Raw genomic sequence first — 13,820 nt, forward strand, 5'->3', positions numbered from 1 at the left:
GCGGCCACAGGGGCGGGCCTGTGTGCCGCAGGGCCTTCGGGCGCTGACGGGGGCTCGGGAAGGGCCGTACATGATCCGTACCAGCCGTGGTGATCGTGTCCGTACGAAGGCCGTGAGCGCCGGCCGCCGAGGTCTCGGGGGCCGGCTCCGCCGGTCCGTCCCGCTCGCGCTCCCCGTCGGCTGGGGCGCGGTGGCGGTGGCCTGGAAGTTCGGCTGTCCGCTGGCCCGGCAGCCCGGGCTGCCGGTGCGGATCGCGACCAGCATCGTCTTCCTGACCGTCGGCACGGGGCTCGTCCTCGGGGTGCGGCGGCAGCTGCGCCGCGAGCTGGCCCGGGTGCGGGCGGTGGCCGAGGCGACCCAGCAGGTGCTGCTGCGCCCGCCGCCCGCCCGGCTCGACGGACTCGCCCTGGCCGCCGGACAGTTGTCGGCCACCCGGGGCGCCTCGGTGGGCGGCGACCTGTACGAGGCGGTGGCGACGCCCTACGGGGTGCGGATCGTGGTCGGGGACGTGCGGGGCCACGGCCTCGCCGCGCTGGGGGCCGTCGTGGCCGTGCTGGGGAGCTTCCGCGAGGCCGCCCACGACGAGGCCGAACTCGGCGGGGTGCTGCGGAGGCTGGAGCGGGCGCTGCAGCGGCACCTGAGGGAACGGGCCCGGGACGAGCACCCGGCCTTGGGCAAGGGCGACCCCGAGCACCCGGTGGCCGAGGAGTTCGTGACGCTGCTGCTCCTGGAGGTCCGTGCCGACGGGCGGCTCGCCGTCCTGGACTGCGGTCACCCCGCCCCGTACCTGCTCGGCCCCCGGGTGGAGCGGCTGCCGGTCGGCGAACCGCTGCCGCCGCTGGGCGTCCTGCCGCTGCCCGCCGTGCTGGTGCCCCACACCGGCGCCCGGCTGCTGCCCGGCGAGACGCTGGTGCTGCACACCGACGGCGCGGAGGAGGCCCGGGACCGCCGCGGCCGGTTCTTCGGTTTCGAGGCGGCGCTCGCCCGGAGCGCCGGCCGTCCGCCCGAGGGCGTCGTCCGGCAGACCCACGAGGCGCTGCTGCGGCACACCGGCGGCCGGCTCGACGACGACGTGGCCCTCCTCGTCGTCCGCAACGACCGCGTCCGGGTACCGGCGCAGCCCGCCGAACCCGGGCTGCGCCGTCCCCGGCCCGCTCCCTCCACCCACTGCTGAGCGGAGGGACCGGGGATACGGGCGCCGCCCGCCCCGCCACGGAGTGTCGGGCAGATCGGCGGGGCGGGCGGCGCGGACCGGGCGGCCGCACTGTACGAGGGGGAGCCGGCGGCCCGGTCGTCCTCGCCGTCCGGCGAGGAGAACATCAGTCAAGCGGTACGGCTCCGTCGGCGGGAGCGCGCGCGGACCGGAACAACGGGTACTTCATTCACACCCCGTGCGAAAACGCACCGGACGGATTCGGCCACCGATACGCTGAGTTCACCGAGCGACCGGAGGGGCCATGCAGCCCAACACCCTGCTCGACGCCCTCCTGGACGAGGCGGGCGTCTCCAACGCCGGGCTCGCCGACCGTGTGAACCGGGCCGGACGGGCCAGGGGCCTTGCCCTGCGTTACGAACACACCGCCGTGGCGCGGTGGCTGAAGGGGCAGCGGCCGCGCGGCCAGGTGCCCGACCTCATCTGCGAGGTGCTGGCGGACCGGCTGCGCCGGCCGGTCACCCTCGACGACATCGGGCTGGGCGTGCCCGGGGGCCCGCCCGCGCCCGGCACCCCGCTGGCCGGCTTCGTCGACCGGGCCACCGCGCTGTGGCGTTCGGACCAGCAGCAGCGCCCGTACCTGGTCTCCGCCCCCGCGGTGACCGGCACCCCGGCGGTGATGCCGGTGTGGGAGTGGGAGAACCCGCCGGAGGACACCGACGTCTCGCGGACCGGTCCGACCCGGGTGGAGCCCGCGGACATCGCCCTGCTCGGCGCGGCCCGCTCGCACTACGAGCAGATGTACCGCAAGGCCGGAGGCATCGCGACCCGCGCCCGGATCGTCGGCTTCCTCACCACGGAGGCCGCGCCCCGGCTGCGCGGCTCCTACAGCGACGCCCTGGGCCGCTCGCTGCACCGGGCCACCGGGGGGCTGGTGGCGGTGGCCGGGATCTGTGCCTACGACGCCGACGCGCACGGGCTCGCGCAGCGCTACTTCCAGCAGGCGCTGCGGCTCGCGAAGGCCAGCGGCGACCGGGCGTTCGGGGCCTACGTGATCGCGCTGCTGGTCAACCAGTCGCTGTTCCTGGGGGAGTTCCGGCAGGCGGTGGCCTTCGCGGAGGCGGCGCTGCGGGCGGCCGACGGCAGCATCACCCCGGCGCTGGCCGCCGATCTGACGGCGATGCAGGCGAAGGCCTACGCCCGTCTCGGCGACGGGACGGCGGCGCTCGACCGCATCCGGCGGGCCGAGGCGGCGGCGGAGCGGATCGCGCCGGGGGCGGAGCCGGCCGAGACCGGGTACGTCCAGCCCGGACTCGTCAACGTCCAGGTGGCGGAGGCCCTCCTCACTATGGGTGATCTCAAGGGGGCGTACGAGCACGCGGCGCGGGCGGCCGGGGCGCCCTCGCACGACCGCGGCCGGGTGCACCGGCTGGCGCTGCTCTGCCAGGTCGAACTGCGGCAGGGCGAGGCGGACTCGGCGGCGCGGACGGCGGTCGAGATGACCGAGCGGGCGCGCGGGATGGAGTCGCGCAGGCTGCGGGACCGGCTGCGACAGGCCCGGGAGCACCTCCTGGCCAGTGACGCGGGGGACGCGCGGGAAGCGGCGGAGTTGATCGACGGGGCGTTGCGCGTTCCGCTCTGACCGTCGAACTGATGCGATATTGCCACCGAACACGCGCCTACCAGTCGGAAGGTGGCAAGAACGTGCAGTGGACGAAACTGAGTGAACACTCCGTCTATGAAAACCGTTGGTTCCGGGTGAACCTCGCGGACGTCGAACTCCCGGACGGCCGCCACCTCGACCACTATCTGATCCGACTCCGCCCCGTCGCGGTCGCGACCGTCGTCAACGACGCCGACGAGGTCCTCATGCTCTGGCGCCACCGCTTCATCACCGACAGCTGGGGCTGGGAGCTGGCCGCCGGCGTCGTCGAGGACGGCGAGACCCCCGAGACCGCCGCCGCCCGCGAGATGGAGGAGGAGACCGGCTGGCGGCCGGGGCCGCTGCGCCACCTCCTCACCGTCGAACCCTCCAACGGGCTCAGCGACGCCCGGCACCACCTCTACTGGACCGACCGGGCCACCTGGACCGGCCCGCCGGTCGACGGCTTCGAGTCCTCGCAGCGGGCCTGGGTGCCGCTGAAGGAGGTCCCGGAGCTGATCGTCCGCGGTGAGATCCCGGCCGCGAACATGGCGGCCGGTCTGCTGATGCTCCACCACCTGCGGCTCGGCTGAGGCCGAGGGAAAGGCGAACGGCCCGTACCTGTGCGGGGGTACGGGCCGTTCCGGTCGCGGAGAGCGACGATCGGGGGACGCCGGGGGGCGTCGGGTGGAGCGAGGGGTCAGGGGTAGACGTAGAAGCCCGAGCCCGTCTTGCGGCCCAGCCGGCCGGCGTCGACCATCCGCTGCAGCAGCGGGGGAGCGGCGTACAACGGCTCCTTGAACTCGGAGTACATCGAGTCGGCGATCGAGGCGATCGTGTCGAGGCCGATGAGGTCCGACAGCTTCAGCGGGCCCATCGGGTGGGCGCAGCCGTACTCCATGCCGTTGTCGATGTCCTCGCGGCTCGCGATGCCGGACTCGAACATCCGGATCGCCGAGAGCAGGTACGGCACGAGCAGGGCGTTCACGACGAAGCCGGAGCGGTCCTGGGCGCGGATCGCGTGCTTGCCGAGCAGCTTCTCGGCGAAGGCCTGCGCCCGGCTGATCGTGCCCTCGGAGGTGGTGAGGGCGGGGATCAGCTCGACGAGCTTCTGCACCGGGGCCGGGTTGAAGAAGTGGATGCCGATGACGTGGTCGGGGCGGGAGGTCGCCACAGCCAGCTTCACCAGCGGGATGGAGGAGGTGTTCGAGGCCAGGATGGCGTCGGGCCGGGTCAGGACCTGGTCGAGCACCTGGAAGATCTGGGTCTTGACCTGCTCGTTCTCGACGACGGCCTCGATGACGAGGTCGCGGTCGGCGAACTCGCCCAGGTCGGTCGTGAAGGAGAGGTTGGCGAGCGCGGCGTCGCGCTCCTCCTCGCTGATCTTGCCGCGTTCGGCGGCCTTGGTCAGCGAGTTGAGCAGCCGGGTGCGGCCGATCTCCAGCGCCTCGCCGGTGGTCTCGGCCACCTTCACCTCGAGGCCGCTCCGGGCACACACCTCTGCGATGCCCGCGCCCATCTGGCCGCAGCCCACCACTCCGACGCGCTCAATGTCGGCCATGGAGTCCGTCACCTCGTGCCTTTCGCTCTTCTCTGGCGGCGGGCCCCCGTGTGATTCCGGTGCGCACGCCTCGACCCCATGACGTTACTCCGATTCGCGCGATGATCGATCGGTCCGAGGGGGTGCATGCTGTCCCTGGGGGTGTGACGTGTCCGACAACCCAGGGGTACAAGTGCGGCCTATCGGGAGAAGAGGGTTTGTGACGACCGCCACGGGAGCGGCATTCGCCGTGGCCGGACCGGGCGCCTCGGGCGCCGCCGAACGGCGCGCCCCGATAGCGGAGCGCGCGCGGCCGGACCGGGCCGCCGGGCCGGACGGCTTCCGGGGCATGTGGATGGCGACCGTCGCCAACCGCGACTGGCCGTCCCGCGCCGGGCTCACCGCCACGGCGCAGCGCGCCGAGCTGCGCGCCCACCTGGACCGGGCGGTGCGGCGGCGGCTCAACGCGGTCGTCCTCCAGGTGCGGCCCACCGCCGACGCGCTGTGGCCCTCGCCGCACGAGCCCTGGGCGCAGTGCCTCACCGGCACCCAGGGCCGCGACCCGGGCTGGGACCCGCTGGGCACGGCGGTCGCCGAGGCCCACGCGCGGGGCCTGGAGCTGCACGCGTGGTTCAACCCGTACCGGGTGGCGAACCACGCCGATCCCGCCCGGCTGACCGCCTCGCACCCGGCCCGGCTGCACCCGGGGTGGATCGTGCGCCACGGCGGGAAGCTGTACTACGACCCCGGCCTGCCCGAGGTCCGGCGCTTCGTCCAGGAGGCCATGCTCGACGCGGTGCGCCGCTACGACATCGACGCGGTCCACTGGGACGACTACTTCTACCCGTACCCGGTGGCGGGGGAGACCTTCGCGGACGACGCGTCGTACGCCCGGTACGGCGGCGGCTTCCGCAGCCGCGCCGACTGGCGGCGGAACAACACCGACCTCCTGGTCTCGGAGATGTCCGCACGGATCAAGGAGGTCAAGCCCCGGGTGGCCTTCGGCATCAGCCCGTTCGGCGTGTGGCGGAGCAGCGCCGACGACCCCGGGGGCTCCGACACCCGGGGCGGCCTGGCCTCCTACGACCACCTCTACGCGGACACCCGCAAGTGGATCCGGCAGAAGTGGATCGACCACGTGGTGCCGCAGCTCTACTGGCACATCGGCCATCCCACCACCGACTACGCCACCCTCCTGGACTGGTGGAGCGGGGTGGTGCGGGGGACGGGCGTCGGGCTCCACATCGGCGAGGCGCTCTACAAGGCGGGCGCCGAGGGGCAGCCCGGGGCGTGGCAGGACCGCAGGGAGCTCTCGCGGCACCTCACGCTGGCCGCCGCGCGGCCGGACGTCGCGGGGCACTGCTTCTTCGCGGCGAAGGAGGTGGCGGAGGACCGCATCGGCGCCCTCGCCACCGTGGTGACCGACCACTACGCGACCGGGGCCCGCGGGCCCCGGACGGCGGACCGGGGGTGACGCCCGCCGGCGCCGGCCCCTCGGCGCCGGTCTCCCCGGTACCGGTCGCCGGCGCCGGTCCCCCTAGGGCCTGTCTCCGTGGTGGCGGACGACGGTGTCGGGGCCGGGCGACATCAGGGCCTCGTGACCGTCGTCGTCGAACTTGACCTTGTACGGGGGAGTGCCGTTCTCCCCCAGCACCTGAAGGACCTGGGCCGTGCGGTCGTGCTGACCTACGGTCCGGCCGTGCACCAGCAGCTTGTCGCCCACGCTCGCCTGCATCGGGGTGACCTCCTCGCGCATAGGGCCTCTGTCTGCCATTGTGACCCAGGTCACCGCAGGCCGTCGCGTCAGCTCTTCGCGCGCTGGGTCACCGCGATGCAGACCAGCACGCCGACCGCCGCGACCGGCGCGGCCAGCGGCAGGGACTCGCCGAGCAGGAAGACCGACCAGAAGAGCGTCAGCAGCGGCTGGGCGAGCTGGAGCTGGCTGGCGCGCGGGATGCCGATCGCGGCCATGCCCCGGTACCAGACGTACAGGCCGAAGAAGGTGGAGCCGGCGGCCACCCAGGCCAGGCCGATCACGCCGTGGGCGGTGAGGCGCACCGGTTCGAGGGCGAGCGCCACCACCGAGGCCGGCGCCATCAGCGGCAGGCAGAGGACCAGCGCCCAGCCGATGACCTGCCAGCCCGGCATCAGCCCGGCGAGCCGCCCGCCCTCCGTGTAGCCGGCGGCGCAGACCAGCAGCGCGCCGAAGAGGTACAGGTCGCCCGCCGAGAGCGCGCCGCCGCTCTGCTGGACGGTGAAGGCGATGACCACGGCGGCGCCGGAGAGCGCCGCGGTCCAGAAGGTGCGGGACGGGCGGCGGCCGGTCCGGACGGCGGCGAACGCGGCCGTCGTGAGCGGCAGCAGGCCCACCACGACGGCGGCGTGCGAGGTCGTCGAGGTCTGCAGGGCGAGCGTGGTCAGCAGCGGGAAGCCGATCACCACGCCGCCCGCGACCACCGCGAGCCCGGCCCAGTGGCGCCGCTCCGGCAGCGGCACGCGGCCCCCGAGGAGGAACGCGCCGGCGATGAGCGCGGCGAGCGTGGAGCGGACGGCCACCAGCGACCAGGGGCCGAAGCTCTCCAGGCCCCACGCGGTCGACGGGAAGGTGAGCGAGAAGGCGACCACGCCGAGCAGGGCGAGCAGGGTGCCCTGCGTGGTGGGGGACGCGGCGCCCGGGACCGGCGCCGGAGCGCTTCCGCTCGTCGTGTCGACCGCTATCGCCGTCGGTGTAGTAGCGCTACTCTGTGCTCTCATGCATGAGCGTAGCAGTGTGGCCGAATTGGCGGAATCCCTGAAAGCGGAGCTCGACCGCTACTCTCCCGGTGGAAAGCTGCCGTCGAGCCGCGCCCTGGTCGAGCGCTACCGGGTCTCCCCGGTGACCGTCACCCGCGCCCTCGCCCGGCTGGCCGCCGAGGGGCTGGTCGTCACCCGTCCGGGCGCCGGCGCCTTCAAGGCCGGGACCCGCCCGCCCGCCACGGCCGGAGACACCTCCTGGCAGGAGCTGGCCCTCAGCGCCGACGCCGCCGCCGAGCTCGTCCCCCGCGCCGTCGACGCCTCCGGCGTCCTCGTCACCCTCGCCGCGCCCCCGTCCGGCGTCATCGAGTTCAACGGCGGCTACCTCCACCCCTCCCTCCAGCCCGAGCGGGCCCTCTCCGCGGCCCTCGCCCGGGCCGGCCGCCGCCCCGGCGCCTGGGGCAGGCCGCCCACCGACGGCCTCACCGACCTGCGCGAGTGGTTCGCCCGCGAGATCGGCGGCGGCGTCACCGGTGCCGAGGTCCTCATCACCGCGGGCGGCCAGTCCGCCCTCACCACCGCCCTGCGCGCGCTCGCCGCGCCCGGCACGCCCGTGCTCGTCGAGTCGCCCACGTACCCCGGCATGCTCGCCGTCGCCCGCGCCGCCGGACTGCGCCCGGTGCCCGTCCCCACCGACGCCGACGGCCTCCGCCCCGATCTCCTCGAAGCCGCCTTCCGCGCGACCGGTGCCCGCGTCCTGGTCTGCCAGCCGCTCTTCCAGAACCCCACCGGCGCCCTGCTCCCGCCGGACCGCCGCCGCGAGGCCGTCCGCATCGCCCGCGCCGCCGGGGCCTTCGTCGTCGAGGACGACTTCGCCCGCCGGCTCGTCCACGAGGACGCCGCGCCCCTGCCGCCGACGCTCGCCGCCGACGACCCCGACGGCGTCGTCGTCCACGTCTGCTCCCTCACCAAGATCACCTCGGCGAGTCTCCGCGTCGGCGCCCTCGCCGCCCGGGGCCCGGTCCTCGAACGCCTCCGCGCCATCCAGGTCGTCGACAGCTTCTTCGTCCCCCGCCCCCTCCAGGAGGCCGCCCTCGAACTCGTCGGCTCCCCGGCCTGGCCCCGTCACCTGAGGACCGTCTCCCAGGAGCTGAAGGCCCGCCGCGACACCCTCGCCGCCGCCGTCGCCCTCCGGCTCCCCGAACTGTCCCTGCCCCACGTGCCCTCCGGCGGCCACCACCTCTGGCTCCGCCTCCCCGACACCCTCCCCGAGGCCGCCCTGCTCGCCGCCGCGCTCCGCGCGGGCGTCACGGCGGCCCCCGGCCGGCCCTACTTCTGCGCCGAACCCCCGGCCGGCCACATCCGGCTGAGTTTCGCGGGTGTGGCCGGGCCCACGGAGATCGCGGAGGGCGTCCGCAGGCTCCGGACCGCCATGGACGAACTCCTTCCGTGACCCCGGGCGGGCCGCCGCGGCGCACGGGGCCGCCGCGGCGGCCGGGAAAACCCGCCTGACACATGCCGGACCCCCTGGCATCCTGCGCCCATGAGCGAGACCACCGCCTCCGTACCCGTCTCCGCGCCCGTCCTCCGGCACGGGGCGTACGAGATCTCCGCCGACCCGGCCCGCCTCGACGCCGCCCGGGTCCACCACTGGCTCTCCACGGACGCGTACTGGGCCCTCGGCCGACCTCGGGAGAAGCAGGACCGGGCCATCGCCGGCTCGCTCAACTTCGGCGCCTACCACCGCGACACCGGCGAGATGGCCGCCTACGCGCGCGTGGTCACCGACTACGCCACCTTCGCCTGGCTCTGCGACGTCTACGTCGACCGGCCGGCCCGCGGCACCGGCCTCGGCACCGCCCTCGCCTCCGCCGTCCGCGACCACCTGGAGCCGTACGGGCTCCGCCGGATCATGCTCGCCACCGCCGACGCCCACGGCGTCTACGAGAAGGTCGGATTCACGCCACTGCAGAATCCGGACAAGTGGATGGCTCTCGGACAGCAGTGAACCGGGGCCTCCCGGTCCCCCTCACCCGCCCCTTGACCCGGCGCCCCACCGGCCTCACGATCGCGGCCATGGGTCTTCGGGTCACGCTGGTCGCGGCGGCGCGCAGTTCCTCCCTGCTCGCCGAACGCTTCGACGACGACCGGCCGCTCGACGAGGCCGGCTGGTACGAGGTGCAGCAGGCCGCGCCCGCGCTCCTCCCGCTCGGCGCGGCCGAACTGCGCTACTGCTCCCCGACGCCGCGCAGCCGCGCCACCGGCACCGCGCTCGGCTTCGCCCCGCTCGCCCAGCCCGCCCTCCGCGACTGCGACATGGGCCGCTGGCGCGGCCTCACCCTCGCCGAGGTCGCCGCGCTCGAACCGGCCGCCGTCGACGCCTGGCTCGCCGACGCCCGCTCCGCCCCGCACGGCGGCGAACCCCTCCTCGCCTTCATCTCCCGCGTCGGCGGCTGGCTCGACACCCGCCCCGGCGACGACGACACCACGACCACCGTCGTCGCCGTCGCCGAGCCGTCCGTGGTCCGCGCCGCCCTCGTCTACGCCCTCCGGGCCGCCCCCGCCACCTACTGGAGCGTCGACGTGCGCCCGCTGTCCACGGTCACCCTCGTCGGCCGCCCCGGCGCCTGGCACCTCCACCTGGACGCCGCCGCCCTCCGCTGAGCCCGGCCCGGTCACGACCGCACGCCGCTCCCGTACGGCACCCGGTGCCCGCGGGCTCCGGACGGCGCGGTCGCGGCGGCCCGGCCGGAGCCGAGCGGCTAGCCTGGGGGCACGATGAACCGTTTGACCACGCCATGGGGCGACGTCACCCTCACCCGCCACCCCGAGGACCCGCGCGATCCGCTGCGCGCCTGGGACGCGGCCGACGAGTACCTCCTGAACCACCTGGCCGAGACCGGCACCGACCTCTCCGGCACCGTCGCCGTCCTCGGCGACCGCTGGGGCGCCCTCGTCACCGCCCTGCGCGCCGCCGGGACCGGGGAACTCGTCCAGATCTCCGACTCCTACCTCGGCCGCGAGGCCACCCGCGCCAACCTCGCGCGGGCCGGGGCCGCCCCCGACGCCGTCGGGCTCCTCACCACCCAGGACCCGCCGCCCGCGCGGATCGACGTCCTCCTCGTCCGCGTCCCCAAGAGCCTCGCGCTCCTGGAGGACCAGCTGCACCGGCTCGCCCCCGCCGTGCACGAGGGCACCGTCGTCGTCGGCACCGGCATGGTCAAGGAGATCCACACCTCGACCCTCACCCTCTTCGAGCGGATCCTCGGCCCCACCCGCACCTCCCTCGCGGTCAAGAAGGCCCGGCTGATCCACACCACCCCCGACCCGGCCGCCGCGCCCGGACCGAATCCCTGGCCGTACCGGTACGCCCTCCCCGCCGACACCCCCGCGCCCGGGCTGGCCGGCCGCACGGTCGTCAACCAGGCGGGCGTCTTCTGCGCCGACCGCCTCGACATCGGCACCCGCTTCCTCCTCGGCCACCTGCCCCGCGACCTCGGCCACGCGCGCGTCGCCGACCTCGGCTGCGGCAACGGCGTCGTCGGCCTCGCGGTGGCCCTCGCGGAGCCCGACGCCGAACTGCTCCTCACCGACGAGTCGTACCAGGCGGTCGCCTCCGCCGAGGAGAACCTCCGCACCCACGCGGGGGACGGCCACAAGGCCGTGTTCGCGGTCGGCGACGGGCTCGCGGACGTCCCCGCCGACTCCCTCGACCTCGTCCTCAACAACCCGCCCTTCCACAACCACCAGGCGACCACCGACCGCACCGCGCGCCGGATGTTCTCCGACGCGCGACGGGCGCTGAGCCCCGGCGGCGAACTGTGGGTCGTGGGCAACCGCCACCTCGGCTACCACGTCACCCTCCGCCGCATCTTCGGCAACAGCGAACTGGTCGCGAGCGACCCGAAGTTCGTGGTGCTCAGGGCGGTCAAGCGCTGACGGCGCGGGGGAGCGGCGGGGCTTGACCCTGACGCGCGGGTCAGGGGCTACGGGCCCGGCCGGCCCGCCCGTCTCCCCCGGAGCCCGCCAGGCCCACCCGCCGCGCGATCCGGCCGCCCACCCGCCCCACGCGCGGACCGCCCGGCCCCGGCCGCCACGGCCCCGTCACCACCGTCCGGCCCGCCCCCGGGCCGGACGAACTCCTCGTGCGGAACCGCTGGTTCGCCGTGGCACCCGCCCTGTGGACCCTGATCGGCGGCGGGGCGGTTCAGCCGCGCAGCAGCTCGCGGGCGACCAGGCGGCGGACCTCGTCGAACTCCGCGTCGACGCGCGCGGCCCGCTCGGCGTCCAGCTCGACCCGGGGAGCGTGCTCCTCGCCGCCGCTGAGCAGCCGGTGCCGCAGGTGCGTCGGCGGGTGGGTGCTGTCGACCGAGTGCCCCCGCAGCTCACCGACCCGGCGCAGGCGTTCGTACTCGCTCGCGGGGACGGCGGCGGCCCGTTCGGCGTGCCGTCGCCACAGCCCCTCGACGGCGTCCTCGTGGCGGCTGCCGTTCCGCCGGGTGCGCGCCGCGATCGTCTCCCGGCGCAGCGAGCCGACGAGGATCTCGGCGCAGAGCAGGCGGTCGGTCACCCCGGCCGCCGCCTTCGAGCCGCCGACCCGGGCGGCGGCCTCGTCGGCCAGGTACTCGGAGCGCTGCGACCCCCGCAGGGTGAGGTGGTCCAGGAGGGTCGTGACGCCTTCGACGGCGAGCCGGGGCAGTGCCGTCGACAGGTTGACGAGGTCGTCGAGGAGGGAGGCGGAGGGCTGCGGGGCCAGTGCGTACGCCCAGGTGTCCAGCGACCGGAAGGCGTGGGAGACGAGGAGGAGGTGCCGGGTGTCGTGGTGCGCGTAGTGCCCGAACTCGTGGCCGAGGAGGGCGATCCGCTCCTGCGGGGCGAGCGCCTCCCAGAGGCCGAGGCCCACGGTCAGGACGCGCCGCTGCCGGACGCCGCAGGTGTGGACGGAGGCGTTGACGTCGGCGTCGACCACCACGGCCGCCACGCCCGTGGTGCCGACCGCCCCGGCGACCTCGTCGAGGAGCGCGAAGAGCTCCGGGGCGTCCGGGCGGCGCAGGACGGGTCGGTCGGCGGTCTCCTTCCGGAGGCTGCCGAAGCGGGGGCGGAGCACCAGGGCGACGACGAGCGGCACCGCGCCGAGGAACGGCACGAGGCCCTCGCCCGCCACGATCATCGCGATGCCGCCCGCGAGGAGCGCGAGGGTGATGCCGTGCACGGCCAGGGCGAGGCCCGTGGCGAGCAGGGCGGAGCCGCTGCGTCCGGTCCGGCCGGTGGCGCCGTCCCGGCCTCCGGCCGCGGTGAGGTCGGCGAAGAGCTGTTCGCCGTAGCGGCGGGCGAGGCGCCGCCGGGCCTGCTCGATCCGGCCGGTGGGCTCCTCGGCGGCACCGGGGTCGGTGTTCCAGCCGCAGCCGGCGCACCAGGCGACGTACGCGCCGCCGCCGGTCAGGGCGGTGCCGCAGTCGGGGCAGGCGGTGTCGGCCGCCCGCCGTTCGTCGATCGCCTCGGTCATGGTGGTACCCCCCACCGGGGCGGGCCGCGGCGGCGGTCCTCCCCCTCGTGCTCGTGCTCCGGTGTGTCCTGACCCGCGCGTCCCTGCCGCACGCGTGGGTGGGGACGACTTTAGGCCAGGGGGAGGGCGCGGGGCCCGGCCGTTCCGGCGGGGGAGGGGCGGGTCAGCCCTCCAGCGCCGCCAGTTCCCGGTCGGCGCGGTCGGCGACGAGGGCGAGGACGCGGCCGGCGGCGGCCAGGTCCTCGGCCGGGATGCCGGCCCAGACGCGGGCGGAGAGGGGACCGGACTCGGCGGCGACGGTGGTGAGCAGCGAGCGTCCTGCCTCCGTGGGGAGCAGGTGGGGGCCGTCCGCGGCGAGCAGCTCCCTGGCGCGCAGGGCGTCGAGGGCGGCGCGGGCGTCGGCGGGGTCGCCCTTGACGGCGGCGCGGACCCGGGCGACCAGGCCGTCCGGGGTCTGCGGGGACTCGGCGGTGACGGCCGCGCGCAGCGCGACCTGCTCCAGGAAGGTGGCGCCGTGCCGGGCGAGGACGTGCTCCAGCAGGCCCCGGGCCGCGTAGTGGGCCAGGCCGAGCATGCGGGCGTCGGCGACGGGCGAGGCGGTGGTGGTCATGGTGTTGCCCCCTGGGTGGTCGGGCCGGCGGTGGTGCCGGTGGTCTCGGGTGCGGAGGGAGTGAGAGGGACGTCGAGCAGGGTTCCGAGCTCCTCGGTGAACGCGGCGGTCCGTGCCCCGTCCCGTCCCCCCAGCGGTTCGAGGAGCTGCTCCAGCAGGTCCTGCACCACGCCGACGGCCCGCCGTGCGGCGGCCCGGCCCTCCTCGGTGAGGGCGAGCCGGACGGCGCGCGGGTCGCGGGGGTCGCGGGCGCGCTCGACCAGACCGGCCGACTCCAGGGAGCGGGCCAGCTTGGAGACGTACAGCGCCTCCAGGCCGGTGTGGTCGGCGAGCTGCCGCTGGCTGGGCCGCTCGCCGGTGCGCCCCATGCCGTGCAACGACGCGACCAGGACGTACTGCGCGTGGGTGAGGCCCAGCGGGGCCAGTGCGCGGTCGACCGCGACCCGCCACTTGTTGGCGAGCCGCCACACCAGGAATCCGGCCGTGGGGCCGGGGGGAACCTTGCTCATGAGAGATAGAGTACATAGCTACTATGTCCATGGCTACTAAATTCTCCGCACGCGGGGTGCGCCCCGCCGCCCCGCCCGGCACCCTGAGGGGTGAAGCCCCATGCGCCTCGTTGCATAAAACTACGAC

The 13,820-nt window shown here is 75.4% G+C and carries 14 protein-coding genes; 8 read left to right on the forward strand and 6 right to left on the reverse strand.

Annotation, left to right across the window (positions count from 1 at the left end):
* Positions 1 to 70 precede the first annotated feature (70 nt).
* The 3 genes from IE287_RS16105 to IE287_RS16115 all read left to right on the forward strand — a co-directional run bounded on the left by IE287_RS16105 (position 71) and on the right by IE287_RS16115 (position 3,388).
* Positions 71 to 1,174, forward strand: a complete 1,104-nt coding sequence (locus IE287_RS16105; protein WP_189849736.1) for a PP2C family protein-serine/threonine phosphatase — start codon at positions 71 to 73, stop codon at positions 1,172 to 1,174.
* 283 nt (positions 1,175 to 1,457) lie between these two features.
* Positions 1,458 to 2,795 (forward strand): NsdA family TPR-like regulatory protein, encoded by a 1,338-nt coding sequence (locus IE287_RS16110; protein ID WP_189849737.1) that lies wholly within the window; start codon positions 1,458 to 1,460, stop codon positions 2,793 to 2,795.
* A 62-nt stretch (positions 2,796 to 2,857) separates the two neighbouring features.
* Positions 2,858 to 3,388 carry an NUDIX hydrolase gene (locus tag IE287_RS16115; protein WP_189849738.1) on the forward strand — a complete coding sequence of 177 codons (531 nt, stop codon included), beginning with the start codon at positions 2,858 to 2,860 and terminating at the stop codon, positions 3,386 to 3,388.
* A gap of 107 nt (positions 3,389 to 3,495) precedes the next feature.
* Here the strand turns inward: IE287_RS16115 and IE287_RS16120 are convergent, their stop codons facing one another.
* Complete coding sequence (locus IE287_RS16120) at positions 3,496 to 4,356, reverse strand: 3-hydroxybutyryl-CoA dehydrogenase (protein WP_189849739.1); 861 nt, start codon at positions 4,354 to 4,356, stop codon at positions 3,496 to 3,498.
* 199 nt (positions 4,357 to 4,555) lie between these two features.
* Between IE287_RS16120 and IE287_RS16125 the strand changes: the two genes are divergently transcribed.
* Entirely contained in the window at positions 4,556 to 5,809 is a 1,254-nt protein-coding gene (locus IE287_RS16125; RefSeq protein WP_229883516.1) for a glycoside hydrolase family 10-like protein, read from the forward strand.
* Between the two features lie 63 nt (positions 5,810 to 5,872).
* Here the strand turns inward: IE287_RS16125 and IE287_RS16130 are convergent, their stop codons facing one another.
* Entirely contained in the window at positions 5,873 to 6,070 is a 198-nt protein-coding gene (locus IE287_RS16130; protein ID WP_189849858.1) for a DUF1918 domain-containing protein, read from the reverse strand.
* A gap of 68 nt (positions 6,071 to 6,138) precedes the next feature.
* Positions 6,139 to 7,089 (reverse strand): DMT family transporter, encoded by a 951-nt coding sequence (locus IE287_RS16135; protein WP_189849740.1) that lies wholly within the window; start codon positions 7,087 to 7,089, stop codon positions 6,139 to 6,141.
* Here IE287_RS16135 and IE287_RS16140 point away from each other — a divergent pair.
* From IE287_RS16140 to IE287_RS16155, 4 genes are all read left to right on the forward strand, one after another.
* A complete protein-coding gene (locus IE287_RS16140) occupies positions 7,088 to 8,521 on the forward strand; it encodes an aminotransferase-like domain-containing protein (RefSeq protein ID WP_189849741.1) in 1,434 nt (477 codons plus the stop codon). The genes IE287_RS16135 and IE287_RS16140 overlap by 2 nt on opposite strands.
* Positions 8,522 to 8,611: 90 nt before the next feature.
* Positions 8,612 to 9,076: a GNAT family N-acetyltransferase gene (locus IE287_RS16145; RefSeq protein ID WP_189849742.1), complete on the forward strand. Its 465-nt coding sequence runs from the start codon at positions 8,612 to 8,614 to the stop codon at positions 9,074 to 9,076.
* A 68-nt stretch (positions 9,077 to 9,144) separates the two neighbouring features.
* Complete coding sequence (locus IE287_RS16150) at positions 9,145 to 9,732, forward strand: histidine phosphatase family protein (protein WP_189849743.1); 588 nt, start codon at positions 9,145 to 9,147, stop codon at positions 9,730 to 9,732.
* 123 nt (positions 9,733 to 9,855) lie between these two features.
* A complete protein-coding gene (locus IE287_RS16155) occupies positions 9,856 to 11,007 on the forward strand; it encodes a methyltransferase (protein WP_373307854.1) in 1,152 nt (383 codons plus the stop codon).
* A 268-nt stretch (positions 11,008 to 11,275) separates the two neighbouring features.
* Here the strand turns inward: IE287_RS16155 and IE287_RS16160 are convergent, their stop codons facing one another.
* The 3 genes from IE287_RS16160 to IE287_RS16170 all read right to left on the reverse strand — a co-directional run bounded on the left by IE287_RS16160 (position 11,276) and on the right by IE287_RS16170 (position 13,693).
* Positions 11,276 to 12,574, reverse strand: a complete 1,299-nt coding sequence (locus tag IE287_RS16160) for a M48 family metallopeptidase (protein WP_189849745.1) — start codon at positions 12,572 to 12,574, stop codon at positions 11,276 to 11,278.
* A 163-nt stretch (positions 12,575 to 12,737) separates the two neighbouring features.
* Positions 12,738 to 13,184 (reverse strand): MarR family transcriptional regulator, encoded by a 447-nt coding sequence (locus IE287_RS16165; RefSeq protein WP_189849746.1) that lies wholly within the window; start codon positions 13,182 to 13,184, stop codon positions 12,738 to 12,740.
* Positions 13,181 to 13,693, reverse strand: a complete 513-nt coding sequence (locus IE287_RS16170) for a MarR family winged helix-turn-helix transcriptional regulator (protein WP_189849747.1) — start codon at positions 13,691 to 13,693, stop codon at positions 13,181 to 13,183. Before IE287_RS16170 ends, IE287_RS16165 begins: the two co-directional genes overlap by 4 nt.
* Positions 13,694 to 13,820 lie beyond the last annotated feature (127 nt).

Origin of the sequence: Streptomyces omiyaensis, from assembly GCF_014650895.1 — a bacterium.
In the GTDB taxonomy this organism is placed as follows: Bacteria; Actinomycetota; Actinomycetes; order Streptomycetales; family Streptomycetaceae; genus Streptomyces; species Streptomyces omiyaensis.

Bases quoted from the DNA above. Each gene is read 5' to 3' on its own strand.
- IE287_RS16105 (WP_189849736.1), top strand. From the start codon at position 71: ATGATCCGTACCAGCCGTGGTGATCGTGTCCGTACGAAGGCCGTGAGC.
- IE287_RS16110 (WP_189849737.1), top strand. From the start codon at position 1,458: ATGCAGCCCAACACCCTGCTCGACGCCCTCCTGGACGAGGCGGGCGTC.
- IE287_RS16120 (WP_189849739.1), bottom strand. From the start codon at position 4,356: ATGGCCGACATTGAGCGCGTCGGAGTGGTGGGCTGCGGCCAGATGGGC.
- IE287_RS16130 (WP_189849858.1), bottom strand. From the start codon at position 6,070: ATGCAGGCGAGCGTGGGCGACAAGCTGCTGGTGCACGGCCGGACCGTA.
- IE287_RS16140 (WP_189849741.1), top strand. From the start codon at position 7,088: ATGCATGAGCGTAGCAGTGTGGCCGAATTGGCGGAATCCCTGAAAGCG.
- IE287_RS16135 (WP_189849740.1), bottom strand. From the start codon at position 7,089: ATGAGAGCACAGAGTAGCGCTACTACACCGACGGCGATAGCGGTCGAC.
- IE287_RS16145 (WP_189849742.1), top strand. From the start codon at position 8,612: ATGAGCGAGACCACCGCCTCCGTACCCGTCTCCGCGCCCGTCCTCCGG.
- IE287_RS16150 (WP_189849743.1), top strand. From the start codon at position 9,145: ATGGGTCTTCGGGTCACGCTGGTCGCGGCGGCGCGCAGTTCCTCCCTG.
- IE287_RS16160 (WP_189849745.1), bottom strand. From the start codon at position 12,574: ATGACCGAGGCGATCGACGAACGGCGGGCGGCCGACACCGCCTGCCCC.
- IE287_RS16165 (WP_189849746.1), bottom strand. From the start codon at position 13,184: ATGACCACCACCGCCTCGCCCGTCGCCGACGCCCGCATGCTCGGCCTG.
- IE287_RS16170 (WP_189849747.1), bottom strand. From the start codon at position 13,693: ATGAGCAAGGTTCCCCCCGGCCCCACGGCCGGATTCCTGGTGTGGCGG.